Source organism: Actinomadura sp. NPDC048394 (genome assembly GCF_040651755.1).
Lineage (GTDB): Bacteria > Actinomycetota > Actinomycetes > Streptosporangiales > Streptosporangiaceae > Spirillospora > Spirillospora montaniterrae.
In genome coordinates this window covers 12,916-35,169 of record NZ_JBEZJL010000033.1, presented here as the reverse complement: position 1 = coordinate 35,169, position 22,254 = coordinate 12,916, and the positions used below count along the sequence as shown (strand labels likewise).

16 protein-coding genes and 1 tRNA gene are annotated in these 22,254 nt (G+C 70.9%); 13 read left to right on the top strand and 4 right to left on the bottom strand.

Annotation, left to right across the window (positions count from 1 at the left end; all coding sequences use genetic code 11):
• The first annotated feature begins 368 nt into the window (after nt 1-368).
• From dnaA to AB0C78_RS24330, 9 genes are all read left to right on the top strand, one after another.
• Entirely contained in the window at nt 369-2,648 is a 2,280-nt protein-coding gene (gene dnaA / locus AB0C78_RS24370; protein WP_360751633.1) for a chromosomal replication initiator protein DnaA, read from the top strand.
• A gap of 652 nt (nt 2,649-3,300) precedes the next feature.
• Nucleotides 3,301-4,443 carry a DNA polymerase III subunit beta gene (gene dnaN, locus AB0C78_RS24365; protein WP_360751632.1) on the top strand — a complete coding sequence of 381 codons (1,143 nt, stop codon included), beginning with the start codon at nt 3,301-3,303 and terminating at the stop codon, nt 4,441-4,443.
• 99 nt (nt 4,444-4,542) lie between these two features.
• Nucleotides 4,543-5,463 carry a phosphogluconate dehydrogenase (NAD(+)-dependent, decarboxylating) gene (gene gnd, locus AB0C78_RS24360; protein ID WP_151542856.1) on the top strand — a complete coding sequence of 307 codons (921 nt, stop codon included), beginning with the start codon at nt 4,543-4,545 and terminating at the stop codon, nt 5,461-5,463.
• Between the two features lie 73 nt (nt 5,464-5,536).
• On the top strand, nt 5,537-6,661 hold the full coding sequence (recF, locus tag AB0C78_RS24355; RefSeq protein ID WP_151542854.1) for a DNA replication/repair protein RecF: 1,125 nt from the start codon (nt 5,537-5,539) through the stop codon (nt 6,659-6,661).
• Between the two features lie 162 nt (nt 6,662-6,823).
• Nucleotides 6,824-7,336 (top strand): DciA family protein, encoded by a 513-nt coding sequence (locus AB0C78_RS24350; protein ID WP_360751628.1) that lies wholly within the window; start codon nt 6,824-6,826, stop codon nt 7,334-7,336.
• A 468-nt stretch (nt 7,337-7,804) separates the two neighbouring features.
• Nucleotides 7,805-9,742, top strand: coding sequence for a DNA topoisomerase (ATP-hydrolyzing) subunit B (gyrB, locus tag AB0C78_RS24345; RefSeq protein WP_151542852.1), 1,938 nt, complete (start codon nt 7,805-7,807; stop codon nt 9,740-9,742).
• A gap of 88 nt (nt 9,743-9,830) precedes the next feature.
• The gene (gene gyrA / locus AB0C78_RS24340) at nt 9,831-12,338 is read left to right on the top strand and encodes a DNA gyrase subunit A (RefSeq protein WP_360751625.1); all 2,508 of its coding nucleotides are present in this window, start codon (nt 9,831-9,833) and stop codon (nt 12,336-12,338) included.
• A gap of 42 nt (nt 12,339-12,380) precedes the next feature.
• The gene (locus tag AB0C78_RS24335) at nt 12,381-13,331 is read left to right on the top strand and encodes a DUF3566 domain-containing protein (protein ID WP_360751622.1); all 951 of its coding nucleotides are present in this window, start codon (nt 12,381-12,383) and stop codon (nt 13,329-13,331) included.
• 88 nt (nt 13,332-13,419) lie between these two features.
• A tRNA-Ile gene (locus AB0C78_RS24330) sits at nt 13,420-13,493 on the top strand.
• Between the two features lie 449 nt (nt 13,494-13,942).
• Here AB0C78_RS24330 and AB0C78_RS24325 read toward each other — a convergent pair.
• The gene (locus AB0C78_RS24325; protein WP_360751620.1) at nt 13,943-14,239 is read right to left on the bottom strand and encodes a hypothetical protein; all 297 of its coding nucleotides are present in this window, start codon (nt 14,237-14,239) and stop codon (nt 13,943-13,945) included.
• A 157-nt stretch (nt 14,240-14,396) separates the two neighbouring features.
• Between AB0C78_RS24325 and AB0C78_RS24320 the strand changes: the two genes are divergently transcribed.
• On the top strand, nt 14,397-15,632 hold the full coding sequence (locus tag AB0C78_RS24320) for a helix-turn-helix transcriptional regulator (protein WP_360751617.1): 1,236 nt from the start codon (nt 14,397-14,399) through the stop codon (nt 15,630-15,632).
• A 370-nt stretch (nt 15,633-16,002) separates the two neighbouring features.
• Nucleotides 16,003-16,743: a hypothetical protein gene (locus AB0C78_RS24315; protein WP_360751614.1), complete on the top strand. Its 741-nt coding sequence runs from the start codon at nt 16,003-16,005 to the stop codon at nt 16,741-16,743.
• Between the two features lie 71 nt (nt 16,744-16,814).
• On the opposite strand, the gene AB0C78_RS24310 is transcribed toward AB0C78_RS24315, so the two are convergent.
• Both AB0C78_RS24310 and AB0C78_RS24305 read right to left on the bottom strand, forming a co-directional pair.
• Entirely contained in the window at nt 16,815-17,516 is a 702-nt protein-coding gene (locus tag AB0C78_RS24310; RefSeq protein WP_360751611.1) for a hypothetical protein, read from the bottom strand.
• Between the two features lie 39 nt (nt 17,517-17,555).
• Nucleotides 17,556-18,866 carry an MFS transporter gene (locus tag AB0C78_RS24305; protein WP_360751608.1) on the bottom strand — a complete coding sequence of 437 codons (1,311 nt, stop codon included), beginning with the start codon at nt 18,864-18,866 and terminating at the stop codon, nt 17,556-17,558.
• A 60-nt stretch (nt 18,867-18,926) separates the two neighbouring features.
• On the opposite strand from AB0C78_RS24305, the gene AB0C78_RS24300 reads away from it, so the two are divergent.
• On the top strand, nt 18,927-19,385 hold the full coding sequence (locus AB0C78_RS24300) for a helix-turn-helix domain-containing protein (protein WP_360751606.1): 459 nt from the start codon (nt 18,927-18,929) through the stop codon (nt 19,383-19,385).
• Between the two features lie 6 nt (nt 19,386-19,391).
• On the opposite strand, the gene AB0C78_RS24295 is transcribed toward AB0C78_RS24300, so the two are convergent.
• Nucleotides 19,392-20,915, bottom strand: coding sequence for an MFS transporter (locus AB0C78_RS24295; protein ID WP_360751603.1), 1,524 nt, complete (start codon nt 20,913-20,915; stop codon nt 19,392-19,394).
• A 250-nt stretch (nt 20,916-21,165) separates the two neighbouring features.
• Here AB0C78_RS24295 and sigJ point away from each other — a divergent pair, with 250 nt between their 5' ends.
• Entirely contained in the window at nt 21,166-22,098 is a 933-nt protein-coding gene (sigJ, locus tag AB0C78_RS24290; RefSeq protein WP_360751600.1) for an RNA polymerase sigma factor SigJ, read from the top strand.
• The last annotated feature ends 156 nt before the right edge of the window (nt 22,099-22,254 follow it).

Below are 22,254 nucleotides of genomic sequence, written 5' to 3'. Positions count from 1 at the left end.
GGCGGCTTCGTGTTGCGGGGGCGATCGGCAGGGGTTAAGGTCGTCCTTCCGGGCACGCCGACATTCCTGTGACGATCTGGGATCGCGGTCGGTGTTCCGCCCGCCGAACCCCCGTTGGACAACCGCACGCGCACCGGCCGCCGAGGTGGCCGGAGACCTCCCGTTCCCGCCTTCGCCGAACCTCGCGGCGGAGTTTTGCACAGGGTCCCTCATGCCTATGCACAGCATGTGGACAACTCTGTGGACAACTCGTGAGAGAGTAAGGCTTCCGCGTCGCGGCCGAGCCCCCTGAGGCGGGTCGTGACCCGTGGGAGAGCCGGGCGGTCAGGTACTCCGTTGACCGGAGTTGTGGGGAGGGGACCTTGCGCATGGACGGTCAGGATCTCGGATCGGTCTGGGCCCGGACCCTCACCGCGCTGTCTGAGAGCGATCTGTCCCCGAGCTACCGCGCATGGCTGCCGATGGTCCGCCCGCTGGCCCTGGTGGAGGGGACGGCGCTGCTCGCGGCGCCGAACGAGTTCGCCAAGGACGCGCTGGAGACCCGGCTGCGCAACCTCATCACGCAGGCGCTCTCCCATGAGCTGGGCAGGGAGATCCGCGTCGCGGTGACGGTCCAGCCGGAGCCGCCCGCGGTACCCGGGCCGGGTCCGGGCGGCGGTTCCCGCGCCGGGTCGGGCGAGCCGCTGCCGGCGCCGGTGCCGGGCGGGGGCCCGCACGAGTCCGCGCCTTCTTCTTATGGCGAACGGCCCCTCGATGACCGCGAGCGCGACCGTGACCGCGACCGGCCCTTCGCGGATCAGCAGCAGTACGGGGACTCTCCTTACTCGGAGCGTCAGGATTACGGCGACCGTTCGTACCCGGAGCAGCCGTACGGCGACCCGGGGTACCGCGCGCCGTCCGAAGTTACCCACAGGCCCGGCCTTCCCGGTGGATATCCACAGGACGACGATGATCGTGGATGGCCGCAGCGTGACAACGACCACGGCGCGCCGTTCCCGCCGGCGCCGCGTCCGCCGGCGTACGGCGCCGGGCCGGGCGGGCGGGGGCCGTCCTCGTACGACCGGGGGAACGTCCCGGGCTTTCCGGGGCGCGGTCGTCCGCAGGAGGGGTTCGGCGGTTCGGAGGGCTACGGGGGCGAGCCTCCTGGAAGGCCCCCCCATGCGCCTTCGCATCTCAACGATCGGACGCTCGGCCCGCTTCGTCCGGGGGGGCGCGGCGAACCGCTCGGGCGGGAGTCGCAGCACGGTCCGGGTGAGGCTTCGCTAGGGCGCGACGAGGAGTCGTACAAGACGGAGTTCCCTGGCGCGGAGCAGTCGTACACGGGGCCGGAGCAGTATCCGGCGTCCGAGCAGTACCGGGGAGAAGAGACCTATAGGGGTGAGGAGCCGCCGTACCGGGGTGAAGGCGGTTTCCGCGACGACGAGGCGTCCGACTCGCGTGGACCGGTCCCGGCACCCGGCGGCCCGTCCGGCCCCGGAGGCCCCGGCCCAGGCCCAGGCCCGGGCGGTCCAGGCGGACCCGGAGGTCCCGGAAGCCCCGCCGGCTCGGGTGCCCCCGGGGGCGCGCGCGGTGAGGGCGGCGGAGGCCAGGGCGGTGCCGGTGCGTCCGAGCACGCCCGCCTGAACCCGAAGTACACGTTCGAGACGTTCGTCATCGGCTCCTCGAACCGGTTCGCGCACGCGGCGGCCGTCGCCGTCGCCGAGCAGCCCGCCAAGGCGTACAACCCGCTGTTCATCTACGGCGACTCGGGCCTCGGCAAGACGCACCTGCTGCACGCGATCGGCCACTACGCGCAGAGCCTGTTCAACGGCGCGCGGGTCCGGTACGTCAGCTCCGAGGAGTTCACGAACGACTTCATCAACTCGATCCGGGACGGCAAGGCGGACGGGTTCCGCCGCCGCTACCGGGACGTGGACATCCTCCTCGTCGACGACATCCAGTTCCTGGAGGGCAAGGAGCAGACGCAGGAGGAGTTCTTCCACACCTTCAACACGCTCCACAACGCCAGCAAGCAGATCGTGATCTCCAGCGACCGGCCGCCGAAGGAGCTGGTCACGCTGGAGGACCGGCTGCGCAACCGGTTCGAGTGGGGCCTGACGACCGACGTCCAGCCGCCCGAGCTGGAGACCCGGATCGCGATCCTGCAGAAGAAGGCCCGCCAGGAGGGCCTCGCCGCGCCGCCGGACGTGCTGGAGTTCATCGCCTCGCAGATCGCGACGAACATCCGGGAGCTGGAGGGCGCGCTGATCCGGGTGACGGCGTTCGCGAGCCTGAACCGGCAGTCGGTCGACATGAAGCTGGCGGAGATCGTCCTGAAGGACCTGATCCCCAATGACTCCGGCCCGGAGATCACCGCCGCGATGATCATGGCGCAGACGGTGGAGTACTTCGGCACCACGATCGAGGACCTGTGCGGGCCGTCGCGGTCCCGGATGCTGGTGACGGCCCGGCAGATCGCGATGTACCTGTGCCGGGAGCTGACGGACCTGTCGCTGCCGAAGATCGGCCAGCAGTTCGGGGGCCGCGACCACACCACGGTGATGCACGCCGAGCGGAAGATCCGGTCGCTGATGGCGGAGCGCCGCGCGATCTACAACCAGGTCACCGAGCTGACCGGGCGGATCAAGCACCAGGCTCGGAAGCGCTGAGCAAAAGCCTGGGGACGGGCCCCGCCGGGCCGTCCCGGGCTGTGGACGAGTACCGTGCACAGGCCTGTTCGAACGCCCGATCGAAGCGCGCCGGACGGCGGCCGAAACCAAGATCGACACGCACAGCCTGGGGATAACCCTGGGGATCCCGGCGGGAAGGCCGGGGAAAACCTGCGGACAACATGGGGACGACTCGTGGACCGATTGTGGAAGCCCTGAGGACGGCCACCCGGCATCATGGGGACGAACCCGTGGACAAGCTGGGGACGCCTTGGGGACGTCCTGGGGACGGACCCGGCCGGTTCCCGCCACGACGGCCGGCCGCCGCGCCGGCCAGGGAGAACCTGCGGAAAACTCGTGGACAACCGGGGGATGACGTGAGGATGACGTGTGGGGACGGATTCGCCGTCCCCAGCGCGGCCCGCGGCGTCCACCGCCGATGCACAGCCCCCGTGGACAGAGATTCGCGGCCTCACCTGCGAGAACACGGTCTGTCCACACTATCCACGGCCCCTATTACTGGTACTGCACTAGTTCTCTACCCAAGAAAAGATCCGACTCAAGCTAGGGCCTGGGGACAACGCGCCCCGAGCGCCCGAGCCGAGGCCGGACCACCTCACCCTTGTCCGACACCTGCAGGAGGCGGGTCCCCTTGAAGTTCCGCATCGACAGAGACGCCCTGGCCGACGCCGTGGCCTGGACGGCGCGCACGCTGCCGGTCCGGCCCCCGGTGCCGGTGCTCGCGGGCATGCACATCGTCGCCGGAGGCGAAGGCAACGACGACCGCCTGAAGCTGTCGGCGTTCGACTACGAGGTCTCCGCGCAGGTCTCCACGGAGATCGACGTGGAGGAGGCGGGGACGGCGCTGGTGTCCGGGCGGCTGCTCGCCGAGATCTCGCGCAGCCTCCCTCCCCACCCTGTGGAGGTGACGACCGACGGCGCGAAGGTGATGCTGCGCTGCGGGAGCGCGAAGTTCACCCTCCTCACCATGCCTGTGGAGGACTACCCGTCGCTGCCGGAGATGCCGCCGGCGGCGGGCGCGGTGGGCAGCGACGAGTTCGCGGCGGCCGTCGCGCAGGTCGCGATCGCGGCGGGCAAGGACGACACGATCCCGATGCTCACCGGCGTGCGGGTGGAGATCGAGGGCGAGACGGTCACGCTCGCGTCGACCGACCGGTACCGGCTGGCCGTCCGGGAGCTGCACTGGAAGCCGGAGCGGCCGGACTTCTCCGCGGTGGCGCTCGTCCCGGCGAAGACGCTCGCCGACACCGCCAAGTCGCTGACGGCGGGCGCCGAGGTGTCGATGGCGCTGGCCGGGACGGGCGGCACCGGCGAGGGCATGATCGGCTTCGAGGGCGGCGGGCGGCGCACCACGTCGCGGCTGCTGGACGGGGACTTCGTCAAGTACCGGTCGCTGCTGCCGAGCGAGTACGCGGGCCTGGCGGAGGTGCAGACGGCGCAGTTCATCGAGGCGGTGAAGCGCGTGTCGCTGGTCGCCGAGCGCAACACCCCGGTGCGGCTGTCGTTCAGCCAGGGCGAGGTCGTCCTGGAGGCGGGGACGGGCGACGAGGCGCAGGCCGTGGAGGCCCTGGAGGCGACGCTGGAGGGCGAGGACATCGACATCGCCTTCAACCCCGGGTTCCTGCTCGACGGGCTCTCCGCGATCGGCTCGGACGTCGCGCGGCTGTCGTTCACGACGCCGACGAAGCCGGCGGTGCTGACCGGCAAGCCGCCGCAGGACGGTGAAAACCCGAACTACCGTTATCTGATCATGCCGGTGCGGTTGTCTGGGTAAAGACCGGTCCTGGGGCATACCTGGGGGAGACGACCGGTCCGCGGGGGAGCCGCCCCCGCGGACGGGGCACGGGCAGCTACGCACAGGGGAGAAGTGAGCATGGAGCTGGGCATCATCGGCCTGGGCAAGATGGGCGCGAACATGGCCGAGCGGCTGCGGCGCGGCGGTCACACGATCGTCGGCTACGACCGCAACCCCGACATCAGCGACGTCGGCTCGGTCGAGGAGCTGGTCGAGCGGCTCTCCCCGCCGCGCGCCGTGTGGGTGATGGTGCCCGCGGGCGGCCCGACGCAGGACACCGTCAACAGGCTGGGGGAGCTGCTGTCGCCGGGCGACCTCGTCGTGGACGGCGGTAATTCACACTATGTGGACGACCAGAAGCACGGCGAGGAGCTGGCGGCGAAGGGCATCGGGTTCCTCGACTGCGGTGTCAGCGGCGGCGTGTGGGGCCTGCAGAACGGCTACGCGCTCATGGTCGGCGGCGACGACGACAACGTGAAGCGGATGATGCCGATCTTCGAGACGCTCAAGCCGGAGGGCGAGTACGGCTTCGTGCACTCCGGGAAGATCGGCGCGGGCCACTACGTGAAGATGGTCCACAACGGCATCGAGTACGCGATGATGCAGGCGTTCGGCGAGGGCTACGAGCTGATCGAGGCGAGCCCGCTGGTCACCCGCGTGCCGGAGACGTTCCTCAGCTGGCAGGAGGGCACGGTCATCCGGTCCTGGCTGCTGGACCTGCTGAACCGCGCGCTGAAGGACGACCCGGAGCTGGACGACCTGCGCGGCTACGCCAACGACTCCGGCGAGGGCCGCTGGACGGTGCAGGCCGCGGTGGAGCACGCGGTGCCGCTGCCGGCGATCAGCGCGTCGCTGTTCGCGCGGTTCGCGTCCCGGCAGGACGACTCCCCCGCGATGCGGGTCGTCGCGGCGCTGCGGAACCAGTTCGGCGGGCACGCGATCGAGTCCGCGAAGGGCGCCGACTCCCCCGGCGCCGACGTGAACCCGCCGAAGGTCTGACCCTCCGGAGGAGTTATCCACAGAACGCGCCGGGTGTGTGGGCGGCGCGCGAAAGGCTCTACGCTCGTGTCCCGTGCACGTCGCCCACCTCTCGCTCCAGGACTTCCGGTCGTACGCCACCGCGGAGGTGGCGCTCGGGCCGGGCGTGACCGCGTTCGTGGGGCCGAACGGGCAGGGCAAGACGAACCTGGTCGAGGCGATCGGGTACGTCGCGTCGCACGGCAGCCACCGCGCCGCGACGGACGCGCCGCTCGTCCGGCAGGGCGCGCCGCGCGCGATCGTCCGCGCGGGGGTGGTGAAGGACGACCGCAAGGCGCTGATCGAGCTCGAGATCAACCCGGGGAAGGCGAACCGGGCGCGGCTGAACCGGTCCCCCGTCCCCAGGCCGCGGGAGATCCTGGGGATGCTGCGGACGGTGCTGTTCGCCCCGGAGGACCTCGCCCTGGTGAAGGGCGATCCGGGGGAGCGCCGCCGGTTCATGGACGAGCTGCTGACGGCGCGGGCCCCCCGGTTCGCGGCGGTCCGGTCCGACTACGACCGGGTCCTCAAGCAGCGCAACGCGCTGCTGAAGTCGGCGGCGGCGCACCGCCGGTCCCCCGGGCCCGAGGTGCTCGCGACGCTGGACGTGTGGGACGCGCACCTCGCGCGGACCGGCGCGGAGCTGCTGGCCGGGCGGGTCGAGCTGGTGGAGGCGCTGCGTCCGCTGGTCGCGCGCGCGTACGCGGCGCTCGCCCCGTCGAGCGGCGCGGCCGATCTGCACTACAAGAGCTCGCTGGGCGCGGAGGAGTTGTCCACAGACCGTGGACGGCTGGGCGAGCAGCTGCTCGCCGGCGTGGCCGAGGCCCGCAAGCAGGAGCTGGAGCGCGGGGTGAGCCTGGTCGGGCCGCACCGCGACGAGCTCGTCCTGCGGCTGGGGGAGCTGCCCGCGCGCGGCTACGCCAGCCACGGCGAGTCGTGGTCGTTCGCGCTGGGGCTGCGGCTCGCGGCGTTCGACCTGCTGCGCGCGGACGGCGACGACCCGGTGCTGATCCTCGACGACGTGTTCGCCGAGCTGGACACGGGGCGCCGCAGCCGGCTGGCGGAGATGGTCGCGCCCGCCGAGCAGGTGCTGATCACGGCGGCGGTGCCGGCGGACGTCCCGGCGGAACTGACGGGCGGTTCCTATACCGTCGCAGGCGGCCGGGTCGTCCGGGACTGACCGGGAAGGGGCGGGCAGGTGACCAGTGATCCCCAGGGGCCGGGAGATGGGGGAGGCCGTCCCGGCTCGGGCGCGATTGATCCACAGGATGTGCACAACTCCCCCGGTCCGGTGAATTCTCCGGAACCCGGGGGTGTGGACGGGCCCGGTGATCCCCAGGCTGTGGACGGCGGAGCGGCCGGCACGGGCGGGGGGCCGGAGGCTCCGGCGAAGTCGGGGATCGAGCTGGCGCGGGAGGCCCTCGCGCAGGCGAAGGCGGACGCGCTGAAGCGCGGCACGCTGCCCGGGCAGGGCGGCAGGCGCAAGGGCGCGGCGAAGCCCGTCCGCACCAGGGACCCGGGCCGCGGCGGCGACCCGAAGGCGTTCGGCGCGGCGATCCGGGAGCTGCTGGCCACGCGCGGGTGGGAGCAGCGCGCGGCGGTCGGCGGCGTGTTCGGCAACTGGGCGGGGATCGTCGGGCCGGAGCTGGCCGAGCACACCCGTCCGGAGCGGTTCGAGGACGGGGAGCTGACGGTCGCCGCCGACTCCACGACGTGGGCGACGCAGCTGCGGCTGCTGTCGTCGACGCTGGTGCGCCGGCTGAACGAGGAGCTCGGGCACGGGACGGTCCGCCGGGTGAAGGTGGTCGGGCCGGCGTCGGGCCCCCGCCGCACCGGCGGCTGGCGCGTACGCTGAAGTGACCGCCGGGTACGGCGAACGGCCGCGGCGAGCGGCCGCTGGGGGCCGGCCGCCGCGGAGCGGCTCGTCGCGAAGTGACAAGGCGGCGGGGCCGCCGGGCGGGTGCGGGGCGGCGGTTGCGCGGCGTGACGGGATGTCGGTGGCGGGTGGGAACATCTGTTCGGGAAGCCCGGTGACGAGTTCAGCAACGAGGGCGCCGTAGGCCAGAGAACCCCCCCAGGGCTATGGGGGGATGCATCTCCAGGCCCGCTCGGCCGCCACACGCGCACACAGCGCTCGGGAGTGCCACTTTTCGCCGTGTGACCCGGTAGAATGAAAACGGGTTCAGGATGTTGCACCGCCATGGGGTGCCCGGAGCTCTACCGAACACGTACAGAGCACTAGGGCGCCCTCATGTGTGTTACGGGGCACACCGCGCTCCCCTGGGCGCGGGGCGGCTCACCATCCCCGGCAGGAGGATCTCCTTTGGCGTACGACGCTAGTTCGATCACTGTCCTTGAAGGCCTGGAAGCGGTCCGCAAGCGTCCGGGCATGTACATCGGGTCGACCGGTGAGCGCGGCCTCCACCACCTGGTCTACGAGATCGTGGACAACGCCGTCGACGAGGCCCTCGCGGGCTACGCCGACGACATCGTGGTGACGCTGCTCGCGGACGGCGGCGTCAGCGTGCTCGACAACGGCCGCGGCATCCCGGTCGGCGAGCACCCGGTGGAGAAGCGGCCGGCGATCGAGCTGGTGCTGACGACGCTGCACGCCGGGGGCAAGTTCGACGGGAAGTCCTACGCCGTCTCCGGCGGCCTGCACGGGGTCGGCTCGGCGGTGGTGAACGCGCTGTCGACCCGGCTGGAGGCCGAGGTCAAGGTGGACGGCCACGTGTGGCGGCAGTCCTACACCTGGCAGGGCCCGGAGACGGAGCTGCGCAAGGGCGAGGAGACCGCCGAGACGGGCACCCGCATCACCTTCTGGCCCGACGGCGACATCTTCGAGACCCTCGAGTGGAACTTCGAGACGCTGTCGCGCCGCATGCAGGAGATGGCGTTCCTGAACCGCGGCCTTTCGATCACCCTGTGCGACGAGCGGCCGGACCACTCCAACGGCGAGCCGCACGTGGTGAAGTACCACTACGAGGGCGGCATCGAGGACTTCGTCCGCTACATCAACGCGCGCAAGGACGCCGTCCACGAGTCGACGATCTACTTCGGCGACGACACCGAGGGCATGTCGGTCGAGATCGCCATGCAGTGGAACTCCTCGTACGCCGAGTCGGTCCACACGTTCGCGAACACGATCAACACGGCGGAGGGCGGCACCCACGAGGAGGGGTTCCGCGCGGCGCTGACGACGATCGTCAACCGGTACGCGCGCGACAAGGGGCTGCTGCGCGACAAGGACGACAACCTGACCGGTGAGGACGTCCGCGAGGGCCTGACCGCGATCATCTCGATCAAGCTGGCCGACCCGCAGTTCGAGGGGCAGACGAAGACCAAGCTCGGCAACACCGAGGCGAAGTCGTTCGTGCAGCGGGCCTGCAACGAGCACCTGCGCGACTGGTTCGAGGAGAACCCGGGCGAGGCCAAGGAGATCATCAACAAGGCGTCGCAGGCCGCGCGCGCGCGTGTGGCGGCGCGGCAGGCGCGCGATCTGACCCGGCGCAAGAGCCTGCTGGAGTCGACGTCGCTGCCCGGCAAGCTGTCGGACTGCCAGTCGACCGACCCGTCCAAGTCCGAGCTGTACATCGTCGAGGGCGACTCGGCGGGCGGCTCGGCGAAGGGCGGCCGCAACCCGCACTTCCAGGCCATCCTGCCGATCCGCGGCAAGATCCTGAACGTGGAGAAGGCGCGGATCGACAAGATCCTCAAGAACAACGAGGTCCAGGCGATCATCACCGCGCTCGGCACCGGGGTGCACGACGAGTTCGACATCTCCAAGCTGCGGTACCACAAGATCATCCTGATGTCGGACGCCGACGTTGACGGCCACCACATCAACACGCTGCTGATGACGCTGCTGTTCCGGTTCATGAAGCCGCTGATCGAGGCCGGGCACGTGTACCTGTCGCAGCCCCCGCTGTACAAGATCAAGTGGGACGCGCGCGGCAACGAGGCCGACTACGCCTTCTCCGACGCCGAGCGCGACGCGATCATCGAGGCCGGGATCGCGGCCGGGCGGCGCGACCCGCGCCCCCGCGACCAGGTGCAGCGCTTCAAGGGCCTCGGCGAGATGAACGCCAACGAGCTGTGGGACACCACGATGGACCCCGACAACCGGGTCCTGCTGCAGGTGCAGCTCGACGACGCCGCGCAGGCCGACGAGCTGTTCAGCGTGCTCATGGGCGAGGAGGTCGAACCCCGCCGGGAGTTCATCCAGCGCAACGCCAAGGACGTGCGCTTCCTCGACATCTAGGTGCGCGCGCCCCCGCCGACCCTGACCGGCGGCGGGGCTCCCATCGGGCGTCGTACTTCCTTCCCACTTAGCAGAAGAGGTCTTGAGAGTGACGGACGTGACCACAGAGGGTGGACACCCGGGCGAGCGGATCGAACCGGTCGACATCCAGGTCGAGATGCAGAAGAGCTACCTCGACTACGCGATGTCGGTCATCGTCGCGCGCGCGCTGCCCGAGGTCCGCGACGGGCTCAAGCCGGTCCACCGCCGCGTCCTGTACGCGATGTACGACGGCGGCTACCGGCCCGACCGCGGCTACTTCAAGTGCGCCCGCGTCGTCGGCGACGTCATGGGGAACTACCACCCCCACGGCGACTCGGCGATCTACGACGCGCTGGTCCGGCTGGCGCAGCCGTGGTCGATGCGGTACCCGCTGGTCGACGGCAACGGCAACTTCGGGTCCCGCGGCAACGACCCCGCGGCGGCGATGCGGTACACCGAGTGCCGCATGGCGCCGCTGGCGATGGAGCTGCTGCGCGACATCGACAAGGAGACCGTCGACTTCTCCCCGAACTACGACGGCCGCTCCCAGGAGCCGGACGTCCTGCCGTCGCGGTACCCGAACCTGCTGGTCAACGGGTCCGCCGGCATCGCGGTCGGGATGGCCACCAACATCCCGCCGCACAACCTGCGCGAGGTCGCCGACGGCGTCCGCTGGTACCTGGAGAACTACGGCGCGTCCGACGACGAGCTGCTCGAGGCGCTGATCGAGCGGATCAAGGGCCCCGACTTCCCGACCGCCGGCCTGATCGTCGGCCGCAAGGGGATCGAGGAGGCCTACCGCACCGGCCGCGGCTCGATCACGATGCGCGCCGTCGTCGAGGTCGAGGAGATCCAGGGCCGCACCTGCCTGGTCGTCACGGAACTCCCCTACCAGGTCAACCCGGACAACCTCGCGCTGAAGATCGCCGAGTCGGTCAAGGACGGCAAGCTCGACGGCATCGCCGACGTCCGCGACGAGACGTCCGGCCGCACCGGCCAGCGCCTGGTGATCGTCCTCAAGCGGGACGCGGTCGCCAAGGTCGTCCTGAACAACCTGTACAAGCACACCCAGCTGCAGGAGACGTTCGGCGCGAACATGCTCGCGCTGGTCGACGGCGTGCCGCGCACGCTGCGCATCGACCAGTTCGTCCGGCACTGGGTGGCGCACCAGATCGACGTCATCGTCCGCCGCACCCGGTTCCTGCTCCGCAAGGCCGAGGAGCGCGCCCACATCCTGCGCGCGCTGCTGAAGGCGCTCGACCGGATCGACGAGGTCATCGCGCTGATCCGGCGGTCGCCGTCCGCGTCGGAGGCGCAGCAGGGCCTGATGAACCTGCTGGAGATCGACGAGATCCAGGCGCAGGCGATCCTGGACATGCAGCTGCGCAAGCTCGCCGCCCTGGAGCGCCAGCAGATCACCGACGAGTACGACAAGCTGATGGCGGAGATCGCCGACTACAACGAGATCCTCGCCTCGCCGGAGCGGCAGCGCCAGATCGTCGGCGACGAGCTGGCCCCGATCGTCGAGAAGTTCGGCGACGACCGCCGCACCGAGATCATCCCGTTCGACGGGGACGTGTCGTACGAGGACCTCATCGCCGAAGAGGACGTCGTCGTCACCATCACTCGTGGCGGCTACGCCAAGCGCACCAAGACGGACCTGTACCGGGCGCAGCGGCGCGGCGGCAAGGGCATCCGCGGCGCGCAGCTGAAGCAGGACGACATCGTCGACCAGTTCTTCGTCACCACGACGCACCACTGGATCCTGTTCTTCACGAACAAGGGCCGGGTGTACCGGGCGAAGGCGTACGAGCTGCCGGACGCCGGCCGCGACTCGCGCGGCCAGCACGTCGCGAACCTCCTCGCGTTCCAGCCGGACGAGCACATCGCCCAGGTGATGGACCTCCGCGACTACGAGGTCGCGCCGTACCTCGTCCTCGCGACGAAGCGGGGCCGGGTCAAGAAGACCGCGCTGAGCGACTTCGACTCGCCCCGCACCGGCGGCATCATCGCGATCAACCTGGTCGACGACGACGAGGTGATCGCCGCGCGGCTCGTGTCCGCCGACAACGACCTGCTGATGGTGTCCACCGGCGCGCAGGCGATCCGGTTCCACGCCGACGACGAGTCGCTGCGGCCGATGGGCCGCGCCACCTCCGGCGTGATCGGGATGCGCTTCGAGGAGGACCAGGAAGTCCTGAACATGCTGGTCGTGAAGGACTCCGACCACGACGTCCTGGTCGCGACCGAGGGCGGCTACGCCAAGCGGACGCCCGTCGACCAGTACCCGGTCCAAGGACGGGGGGGTAAGGGTGTTCTCACCGCTAAGATCGTGGAATCTCGCGGCAGGTTGGTAGGGGCTCTCATGGTCCGCCCGGACTACGAGGTGTTCGGCATGACGTCGAACGGGGGCGTCATCCGCACCAGCGCCGCGGAGATCAAGCAGTCCGGCAGGCAGACCATGGGCGTCCGCCTGATGAACCTCGCGGAGGGGGACAGCGTGGTCGCCATCGCGAGGAACGTAGAGTCCACGATTGAGGACTCAGTCGACGCCGAGGGGGGCGATGGTGAGTGACGCATCCGTTCGCCTCACCGAGCCGCTAGGCCAGGAGGACACGTGAGCACGGAGCCCGGCAAGAGCAAGGGCGGGCCCGGCGGGGGCCGCAGCGGCAAGGGCACGGCCGGCAAGCCCGCCGGCCGCCCGGCCGCGTCCGGGACGTCCGGGGACAAGCCCGGCGGCAAGACCGTCGCCGCCGCGTCCGCGAAGCCGGCCCGGGACGAGACCACCGTCGAGATCGACTCCGACGCCCCGGACAGCGCCTCGAGCTCCGCGCCCGCCTCCTCCGGTCCGGACGAGACCCGGGTCGACCTCGCCCACCTGAAGGACGAGCCGGAGAAGTCCGACACGCCGGAGATCGCGCCGGTCCGGGACACCGCGGAGCCGGCCAAGCCCGCGAAGGGCGCCGCGAAGCCGTGGACCAAGCCCGCCGAACCGTCCGGCTCCGTCTCCACGGGCCGGACGGAGAAGCCGCCGGCGCCCGGCCCGTCCCCGTCTCCCGCTTCCGCCGCCGCCGCGTCGGGCGGCGGCTCGGGGAGCCGGACGAGCTCCGGTTTCGCCGGGACCGTCCTGAAGGACCGCCCGTCCTCCGCCGTCGCCCCGGTGAACTCCAAGTCCCCCGCGCAGGCGAAGCCGGCGCGCAAGGCCCAGCTGCAGCTGGCCCGGCTGGAGCCGTGGTCGGTGATGAAGTTCAGCTTCGTGATGTCGCTGGTCTGCTTCGTCGTGCTGCTGGTCGCCGTGATCGTGCTGTACGTGATCCTGTCCGGCCTCGGCGTCTTCGACGCCATCAGCGACACCGTGAACAGCCTCACCAAGCAGCAGGGCGAGACCACCGGCGGCGTCGACGCCGGCAACTGGTTCTCCTTCGCCCGCGTGTTCGGCTACACCGTCCTCGTCGGCGCCCTGAACGTCCTGCTGATCACGGCCCTGTCCACGGTCGGGTCCGTCATCTACAACCTGGCGGCCGACCTCGTCGGCGGCGTCGAGGTCACCCTCAAGGAGGCCGAGTAGCGCGATCCCGCCGCCGCCCGGCAATCGATTTCCGGTTGCCCTTCCACATGGGGTAATCTCTGGGTGCGCCGCAAGGCGGCGGCAGTACGGGCCTATAGCTCAGTCGGTTAGAGCGCATCCCTGATAAGGATGAGGCCGGTGGTTCAAGTCCACCTAGGCCCACAACAAAAGCGCAGGTCAGAGGCCGGTTCCGAATATTTCGGAACCGGCCTCTCGATCGTTCGACACTCCCCTGGCACTCGAACCCCGTGCCACCACCCGGCACGTCACAACATCCGAAAGTCCCCGCCGAGCCTTTCCCCTCGTGGGCGGAGCCGTGCGCTCGCGCTCGGCGGGGGGAGAACATCCTGCTCATCTACCGGCACCGGTTCGCTCGGCCCCAGCCCTGTCAGCGCGAAGGGGAAGCCGCGGCTCTCATGTCGTCACGAGCATGGGGAGTGGGCAGGAACTTGCGTTGTGGCCACGGCCAGGCCGCAGGATGCTCGATCGCTTCGCGAAGCTCACGAGGGTTGGCCGCCTCTACCAGCCGTGCGCCGCCAGGCCCCGGAACCAGCGCCCACCATGCCCCGGTAGCGTGCCCGTACCAGATGACGGCCTCGGCCCCGGGGCGCCTACCCATCGGCCTGCGCGGCGAGCTTGCCCTTCACGGCGACGACGACGTCATGCAAGTGTGCGTCGTCGGCCGGAGCGACAGCGGCACCGCCCGGGAAGCTGAACCACAGTTCCCCACCGCAGACCGCTCGCCGGTCACACCGCAGCAGCACCGGCGAACCGAACGCGGCCGGAACAGCGAGCAGCGGCTCGGACTCCGCCATCTCCACCGCATACCCATGCGACTTGAGCGCCTGCGCCAACGCCCAAACCCGCAGCCGCCGCGCCTCCGTCAACTCCGAAGCTTCTGTTGCCATGGGGAGCCGTCCTCTCTTCGAGGCGGAGGACGGGGATTGACCGTTGTCACCTGCCGCCTCTTCCATGAGCTTGAGCCTGTCTTTCAGGCTGTCTCCGCAGAGGCGCCTTCCAGGGGGCCACGGAGGGGCCAGACTGAGGAGTGAGGGAGGGGCCGGCGTGATCAACGAAAGACGTCAGCGGTTCGGGCTGTATCTCGCGGGCTTGCGGCGGGACGCACGCAAGAGCCAGCGGCAGCTCGCCGAGGCGTTGTGCCGCATCTCGGGAACGGCGTCCGTAACACGCCACGAGATCAGCCGCTGGGAGCGAGGCGAGCGAATCCCCGCCGTGTGGCTTCCCGCCCTCGCTGTAGCGCTGGACGTCCCGTTGCAGACGCTTGAACGGGCAGCAGCCCACGCCCGCGGGGAGGACATCGGCACCGGGACGCCCAGCCCGGCCGAAGCACTCGCCTACTTCCTGCCCGAAGACGTCGAGCTTGGACCAATGGCCAGCAGCACAGGCCGCCGGGTTGGAGCTTCCACGGCGGTCGCGCTCGCCGATCGCGCCCACGGACTCCGGCTTGCAGACGACGTCGTCGCCAGCAGTGATCTACTCGCGCCCGCATTCCGAGAGCTGGACGCAGCCGTCCGGCTCTACCGGGAGACGACGCATTCCGAGGAGACCGGCCGCTCGCTTCTCAGCAGCATCGGCGAGATCGCCCAGATCGCCGGATGGATCGCCAGCGATGCGGGCGAGCACGACCAAGCGGCACGCGCCTACCGACTCGGCGTCTCGGCAGCCAGGGAAGCCGGAGACCTGGCGCTCGTCGGCAACCTCGCGGGGAGTTTGGCCTACCAGCTCTCCAATACCGGCCATGAGGACGACGGGCTGAGTCTCGCCCGCGCCGCACTGGAGGAGGCTGGGCAAGAAGCACCGGCTAAAGCCCGCGCGCTCTACCTTGACCGGGTCGCATGGGCGCAGACCAAGGCGGGCAACCCGCAGCTGGCGATGCGCGCACTCGCGGAAGCCCACGAGGCCATGGCCGACGAGGACTCGCAGGAGGCACCCGACTGGGCTTACTGGGTCTCGCCCGAAGAACTCGACGTGATGGACGCCCGTGTCTACACCGAACTCCGGCGACCGCTACGAGCCGTCCCGCTCCTGCGAGAAGTCCTCAGCCGGTACGACTCCACGCACACGCGGGAACTCGCCCTCTACCTCTCATGGCTCGCCGTCGCCCTGGTGGATGCCAACGAGCCTGAAGAGGGTGCCAAGATCGCGCGACACATGCTCGACCTCGCAGCCGACTTCCCGAGCGACCGGACGGCTCGGCGTGGCCGCGTCGTCCTCGCCAAGCTGGAGCCGTACCGAGACGTCCCCGAGGTGCGCGAGATACTCGATACCTACGCCGCCTAACGACTGCGCAGCAGGTCAGGCGCTCCAGCCGGGGCAACACCGACCGGGCAGGACAGGGCCCGTTCTGCGCGTCGAGCTGGACCGTTCGATCTCCAACGTCGGGCTGGCCTCGATCTTCCCCATCGCCTGCAAGGTCATCTAGGGCCTCGACCACGAGGAAGCGCGACTCGTCGACGAGTTCGTACCACGGCACCTGGTTCGACGAGGCCCGGCGGGTGGAGGCGAACAAGGGGCCCAGGTGACAACGTCACGCTGACTTCTACGCCGAACGTCGCCGACCTCGACCGGGGCCCTGTCGTATCAGGCTGTGTCGTATTCGAGCCGCATGGCTGACGGCCAGGTTGGGGGGATCTTCCGGCATGATCTGGGCGTGGACCTGATCACGTGGGGCGAGGACCTGGTAGGCCCGCTGGTAGGCGCCCATCGACCGGCAGATGTTCTTCAGGCGGCGGCGTCGTGCATGGCCGAGGAGTTCAGGTCGGACGGGTTTCGATGGATCAAGTCCCGGCGCTGCTTCGAGAGACGGGGCCAGGGTGGACGCGTCGAACGGATGACGCTGGAGCCAAGCCGTCACAACAGGTCCGGCTCGTTCGTTCGGTTCGCGGTGGCGCAACTGCATGTCGACGAACCCGACCTGGGGGACTGGCGCGCGGCCAACCACCTTCTGACGGTGATCCGCCCGGACGGTGCGCTGGATGTCTTGTGCGCCACCAGTTGCCATGACCTGGTGCGAGTCGGATTCCGCAACACGGTTGGGCTGACCCGCCCGGAGACCCGTGCAGCCCACCTGAGGGTACTGTGCGACCAAATCAGGCAGATCGTTCTTCCCTGGTTCGCGAGCACAAGAGACCCTCGGCAGCTTGCGGCCATCGTGCCCGAAGCGCTCTTGGGGCCCTTCGACTTTGCCCCCGACCTCGTCGAGTACCTGGTCCTGCGCGGAGAGCGCGAGCAGGCCCGGTTGCTGATCGAACGCGTGTTGGAGGTCGACCGGAAGCAGCGAGAGGCATTTCCGGAGGGGCGCCATCTTGCCGGTCAGGGCCTTGTCGGTCGGCCCCACTGGCATACTCCTCAGGCCCTCGGCTGGACCAGTGCCGTCCTGGGGTTGTGCTGAGAATGCCGGGCGCGCAGCTTGGCGCCTGAAGGTGTCGCTTCGGTGTTAAGCCGGGAGCCGCTGCCAGAGGGCTAGGGCTGCGGGGTGTTCGGAGTCAGGCCGGCGTGGCGGGCGGTGGCGAGGGCGGCGGAGAGGTCCGGCTCCCAGCCGTTGCTCAGCCACGCGAAGCTCTCCGCCGACAGCGCGCCCTCGCGTGCCTGCCGCAGCGTCTCCTCCAGGGCGCCTTCCCGCGCCGCTCGCACCGTCTCCTCCAGCGCCGCCATCAGCCCGTCGTCCTCCTCGACCTCGTCACCGCCCCACCTGGCGCCGATGACGTCATTGGCCACGTGATCGAGGAGCTGTGCCAGGTCGGCGGTACCGCCCACCGTGGACGCGAGGCCGTCGTCGCGGAGGTCGTCCGGATACTCGACCCGATGCCACGTGCCGTCGTACCAGTACACGAACCCCAGTTCCTTGGCCGCCTGCATGTCGGCGAGCATTTCCAGCGGGAGCCAGCCGGGCGCCCCGGCCAGCAGGTCGAGGGGCGGTTCGTGGAACCGGGTCCAGCTCATCTCGTGATCGCACCCGTACAGGACGGCCCGTCCGCCCTCCAGCGGTTCCAAGGCCCAGTCGTTGCCGCCGCCGTCCTGGTGCCCGACACCGTCATCGTTCACCGTGAAGAACGCCGAGTACGACTCGTGCGGCACCGCGGCCTCGACCGCCGCCATCGTCGCGGCGCGCACGAGCAGTTCACGGGGGCTCGGCAGGTCCTCTGGGGTACCCGGCTTGTTCATCAACGCATCTCCTCACCCTCCATTGACCAACGACGAGAGTCAGATGATCTGCCCGTCCCGCCGGTTCCGTTCGAGATCAACCTCGACGGGCCCCTCGGCGTGGATCGTGAGTTTGGGGCCTTTTCCTCGGTGCCATCGAAGGTCGCGCTGCGTAGGGGCGGTACGCCGTTCCGGGAGTGTGGGCGGGGTGGGGGTGATGGACCAGGTGGTTAGGGCGCAGAGGGTTAGGGTCGCGCCTAGGACGGTCGGGCCGAGCCATCCGGCGGCGTCGAATAGGGCGGTGGTCGCGGCGGCGCCCAGGGCGGAACCGAGCGAGTAGAAGACCATGTAGGCGCCGATGGCGGTGCTGGTGCGGTCGGGGTAGGCGGTCGTAAGCGTGTGCTGGTTGCTGACGTGCACCGCCTGGACGGCGAAGTCGAGCAGGACCACGCCGAGCGTCAGCAGCGGCAGTGACCACGGGAGCTGGCCGATCCCGGCCCATGAGACGAGCAGGAGCACGAGGGCGAGGCCGGTGACGCGGCGCGCGTGCCCGGCGTCGCCCCAGCGTCCGGAGCGGGCGGCGCCGAGGGCGCCGGCGAGCCCGGCGATGCCGAAGAGCCCGATCTGCGTCTCGTCGAGGTGCCACGGTGCGCGCGCCAGCGGCAGCGCCATGCCGCTCCACAGGGTGCCGAACGAGGCGAACAGGAAGAACGCGATCAGGCCCCGGCTGAGGAACATCGGCTGGGTGAACAGCGCGCCGAAGGAGCGGACGACCTGCCCGTACCGGGCTGTGGACGGCCGGTCGTCCGCGGGCAGAAGGACGAGGGTGAGCGGCGCGAGGACGGCGGCGAGGGCCGCCAGCGTCAGGTAGATGCCGCGCCATCCCCACAGGTCGGCGAGGACGCCCGCGGCGACGCGCGCGCCGAGGATGCCGATCACCACGCCCGAGGTGACGGCGCCGAGGTTGCGGCCGCGTTCGGACGGCGGGGAGACCGAGGCGGTGTACGCGACGGTGGTCTGCACCACGACCGCGAACGCGCCCGCCACGGCCAGCCCGGCGAAGGCCGTCCACGGGCCCGGGGCTGCCGCGGTGAGGCCGGTTCCCGCCGCCACCAGGGCGAGGTGCGCGGCGATCAGGCGCCTGCGGTCGAGCATGTCGCCCAGCGGCACCAGCAGCACCAGTCCCGCGAGGTAGCCGAGCTGGGCGGCGGCCACGAACCAGCCGAGCGAGCCGACGGGGACGCCGAGGTCGTGCCCCATCGGCCCGAGCACCGGCTGCCCGGCGTAGACGCTCCCCACCGCGACGCCGCACACCACCGCCAGGAGCAGCCTCGTCCACCGGTCCACAGGCCCGCCTCCGATCAGTTTCATTTTGCAACTGATCGGAGGCTAGGCCAGAATGGTTTCAATCCGCAACTCATGGGAGGCGTGATGGCGGGCGACGACACCGGCGGGCCGGACCCGGCGTGGACGGACCCGAGCTGCCCGGTCGCGCGCACCGTCGACCTGGTCGGCGACCGCTGGAGCCTGCTGATCGTCCGCGACGCGATGGACGGCGCCCGCTCGTTCACCGACTTCCAGCAGCGCACCGGCATCGCCCGCAACATCCTCACCGACCGGCTTCGCAAGCTCACCGCGCGCGGGCTGCTCGCCCAGGTCGACGCCCCGTCCGGCAGGCGCAGGCTGTACACGCTCACCGACGCCGGCAAGGACCTCTTCCCGGTCATCGTCACGCTCCGCCAGTGGGGCGAGCGCCACGCCTTCGACCAGGACGAACCGCGCTCCGTCCTGGTCGACGACGAGGGCGCCCCGGTGCCGGAACTCCTCCCGGCGGCGGCGAACGGATCCCCGCTGACGGCCGACACGACGACGGTGCGCCGTCCCGGCTGACCCGCTTCACACGGTGGACGGCTCGTCAGCGCGTGTCGCCGCGGGCTCGGAGACGGTCTCGGAACGGGCCAGGGGGCCGCTGCGGAGCAGGGCGCCGCAGATCACGGCGCCTGCGGCGAAGATGCCGGCGCACCACCAGAACACCGTCGTGTAACCGTGCACGGCGGCCAGCTGCAGCAGCTGCGGCGTCGGACGTCCGTGCAGGTGGTCGGACAGGTAGCCGCTGGTGGCGCCCGCGGCGATGGTGTTGAGCAGCGCCGTGCCGATCGAGCCGCCGAGCTGCTGCCCGGTGTTGATGCTCGCCGACGCGACCCCCGCGTCCTGCGGGGCCACACCGAAGGTGCCGGTGGCGGCCGCCATCCCGAAGATGAGGCCCATGCCCGCGCCGGTCACCACGAGCGGGCCGAGCAGGGCGGACGCGTAACCCGAGTGCACATCGATCCTCGTCAGCCAGACCATGCCGGCCGTGTTGAGCAGCATGCCGGCGACGACCATCGGCCTCGGGCCGAACCGCGGCAGCAGCCTGGTGTTGCCGAGCGTGGCCGTCGTCCCGCTGAACAGCACCATCGGCAGCATGGCGACGCCCGACCTGACGGCCGAGTACCCCAGCGTCACCTGCATGTAGTAGACGAGGAACAGGAAGACGCCGAAGGTGCCGGCGCCGCTGATCAGGATGGTGAGGTAGGCGCCGGCGCGGTTGCGGTCGAGGACGATGCGGGGCGGCAGCAGCGGGTGCGCGGTCCGGGACTGCCAGGCGGCGAAGACGGCCAGGAGCGCGCCGCCGGCCGCGAGGAAGCCCCAGGCCGAGGGCGTGCCCCAGCTGTGCGACGCGGCGTTGGAGAAGCCGTAGACCAGGCAGAACATCCCGCCGGAGACCGCCACGACGCCCGGGACGTCGAGCCGGCCGCCCACCGCCCTCGCCTGCCGGGGCACGAGGAGCGCGCCGCCGATGATCGCGACCGCCGCGAAGATCACGTTGACGTACATGCACCAGCGCCAGGACAGCGAGGACGTCAGCGCGCCGCCGAGCAGCAGCCCCAGGCCGCCGCCCGCGGCGGCGACCATGCCGTAGACGCCGAACGCCTTGGCCCGCTCCTTCGGGTCCTTGAACGTCGTGGCGAGCAGCGACAGGGCGGACGGTGCGAGCAGCGCGCCGAAGACGCCCTGGCAGGCGCGCGCCGTCACGAGCATGGGGAAGCCGGTCGCGGCGCCGCCGGCGGCGGACGCGGCCGCGAAGCCGATGAGGCCGGTGAGGAAGGTCGCCTTGCGGCCGATGAGGTCGGCGAGCCGGCCGCAGAACAGCAGCAGGCTGCCGAACGACAGCGCGTACGCGGTCACGACCCACTGCCGGTCGGCGGCCGAGAAGTGCAGGGCGCGCTGCGCGGACGGCAGCGCGAGGTTCATCACGGTCAGGTCGAGGACGACCATGAGCTGGGCGACGGCGATGACGGCGAGGACCAGCCACCGTCTCGGGTCGGGGGCGGCCGCGCCGGCCGGGCCGGCCGCCGGGGATGTGCTGGGTGCTGCCACGATGATCTCCTTGTCGTGTCGGACGGGCCGGGCCGTCCGCGGCGGGCGCCGCGGGGCCGTGTCAGTGGTCCGACGAGACGGCCCGCCGGAATGTCAGGGCGGCCCGCCGGAAGGACGGCCGGGGAGGGCGGCCGGGGAGGGCGGCCGGGAGGAGGACCGGGAGGGTGGCCGGTGGCGGCACCTCACAATCCGGCGCGGTATCTCGTCGGAAGGGTGAAGGCGGATCCGACGCAGCGAGCCTGGGGGAACCATGACCGACCATTCGGGGCACGACCGGTCCGACGCCGAACTGGGCGCGATCGTGAGCGAGCGGCGCCGGCTGATCAACCTCGCCTACCGGCTTCTCGGCTCCCTGGCGGACGCCGAGGACGTCGTGCAGGAGACCTACGCCCGCTGGTACGCGATGTCGCGGGCGCAGCAGGACGCCATCGAGTCCCCGGGCGCCTGGCTGTCGAAGGTCGCGGGCCGCATCTGCCTGGACCTGCTCGGCTCGGCGCGCGCGCGGCGGGAACGCTATGTGGGCGAGTGGATCCCCGAGCCGGTGCCCGAGCCCGGGCAGTGGGCCAACGGGCGTCTCGGCGCCGCACCGGCCGACCCCGCGGACCGGATCACCCTGGACGAGTCGGTCAGCATGGCCTTCCTCGTCGTGCTCGAGTCGATGACGCCGGCCGAGCGCGTCGCGCTCGTCCTGCACGACGTGTTCCGCTACCCGTTCGCCGAGATCGCCGAGATCACCGGACGCACCCCGGCGGCGTGCCGGCAGCTCGCGTCCTCGGCCCGCCGCCGCATCCGCGACGCGGCCCCGCCCGCGGTCCCGCCGGCCCGGCAGGCCGGGGTCGTCCGGAACTTCAAGGAGGCGCTGGAGGCCGGCGACGTCGGCGCGCTCGTCGGCCTCCTCGACCCCGGCGCGACCCTGACCGTCGACGGCGGCGGCCTGGTCAGCGCCACGCTGCACCCGATCGTCGGCGGCGAGCAGATCGCCCGCTACTGCGCCGACCTCGCCGTCCGGGCCCGGGGCCTGACGCGGCTCCTGGAACGCACCGTCAACGGCCAGCCCGGCCTGGTCGCCCAGTACGAGGGCGTCACCTCGACGGTCTACGCGTTCGAGATCACGGACGGCCGGATCACGCACATCTGGGCGGTGCGCAATCCCGAGAAGCTGAAGTCCTGGACCGGCGGCTGAGCCCCATCAGAGACCGCCCGGAACCCCGCACGGGGGACTCGTCCCCCGTGCGAGCTACCCGGGAATGTCCTCCGCGCGGTGATGATCAGGCACTGGCCCGATCCCTAGCGTTCTCGGCGTGAGCGCGGCCCATTGCGGCCGACGAAATCCCGGACG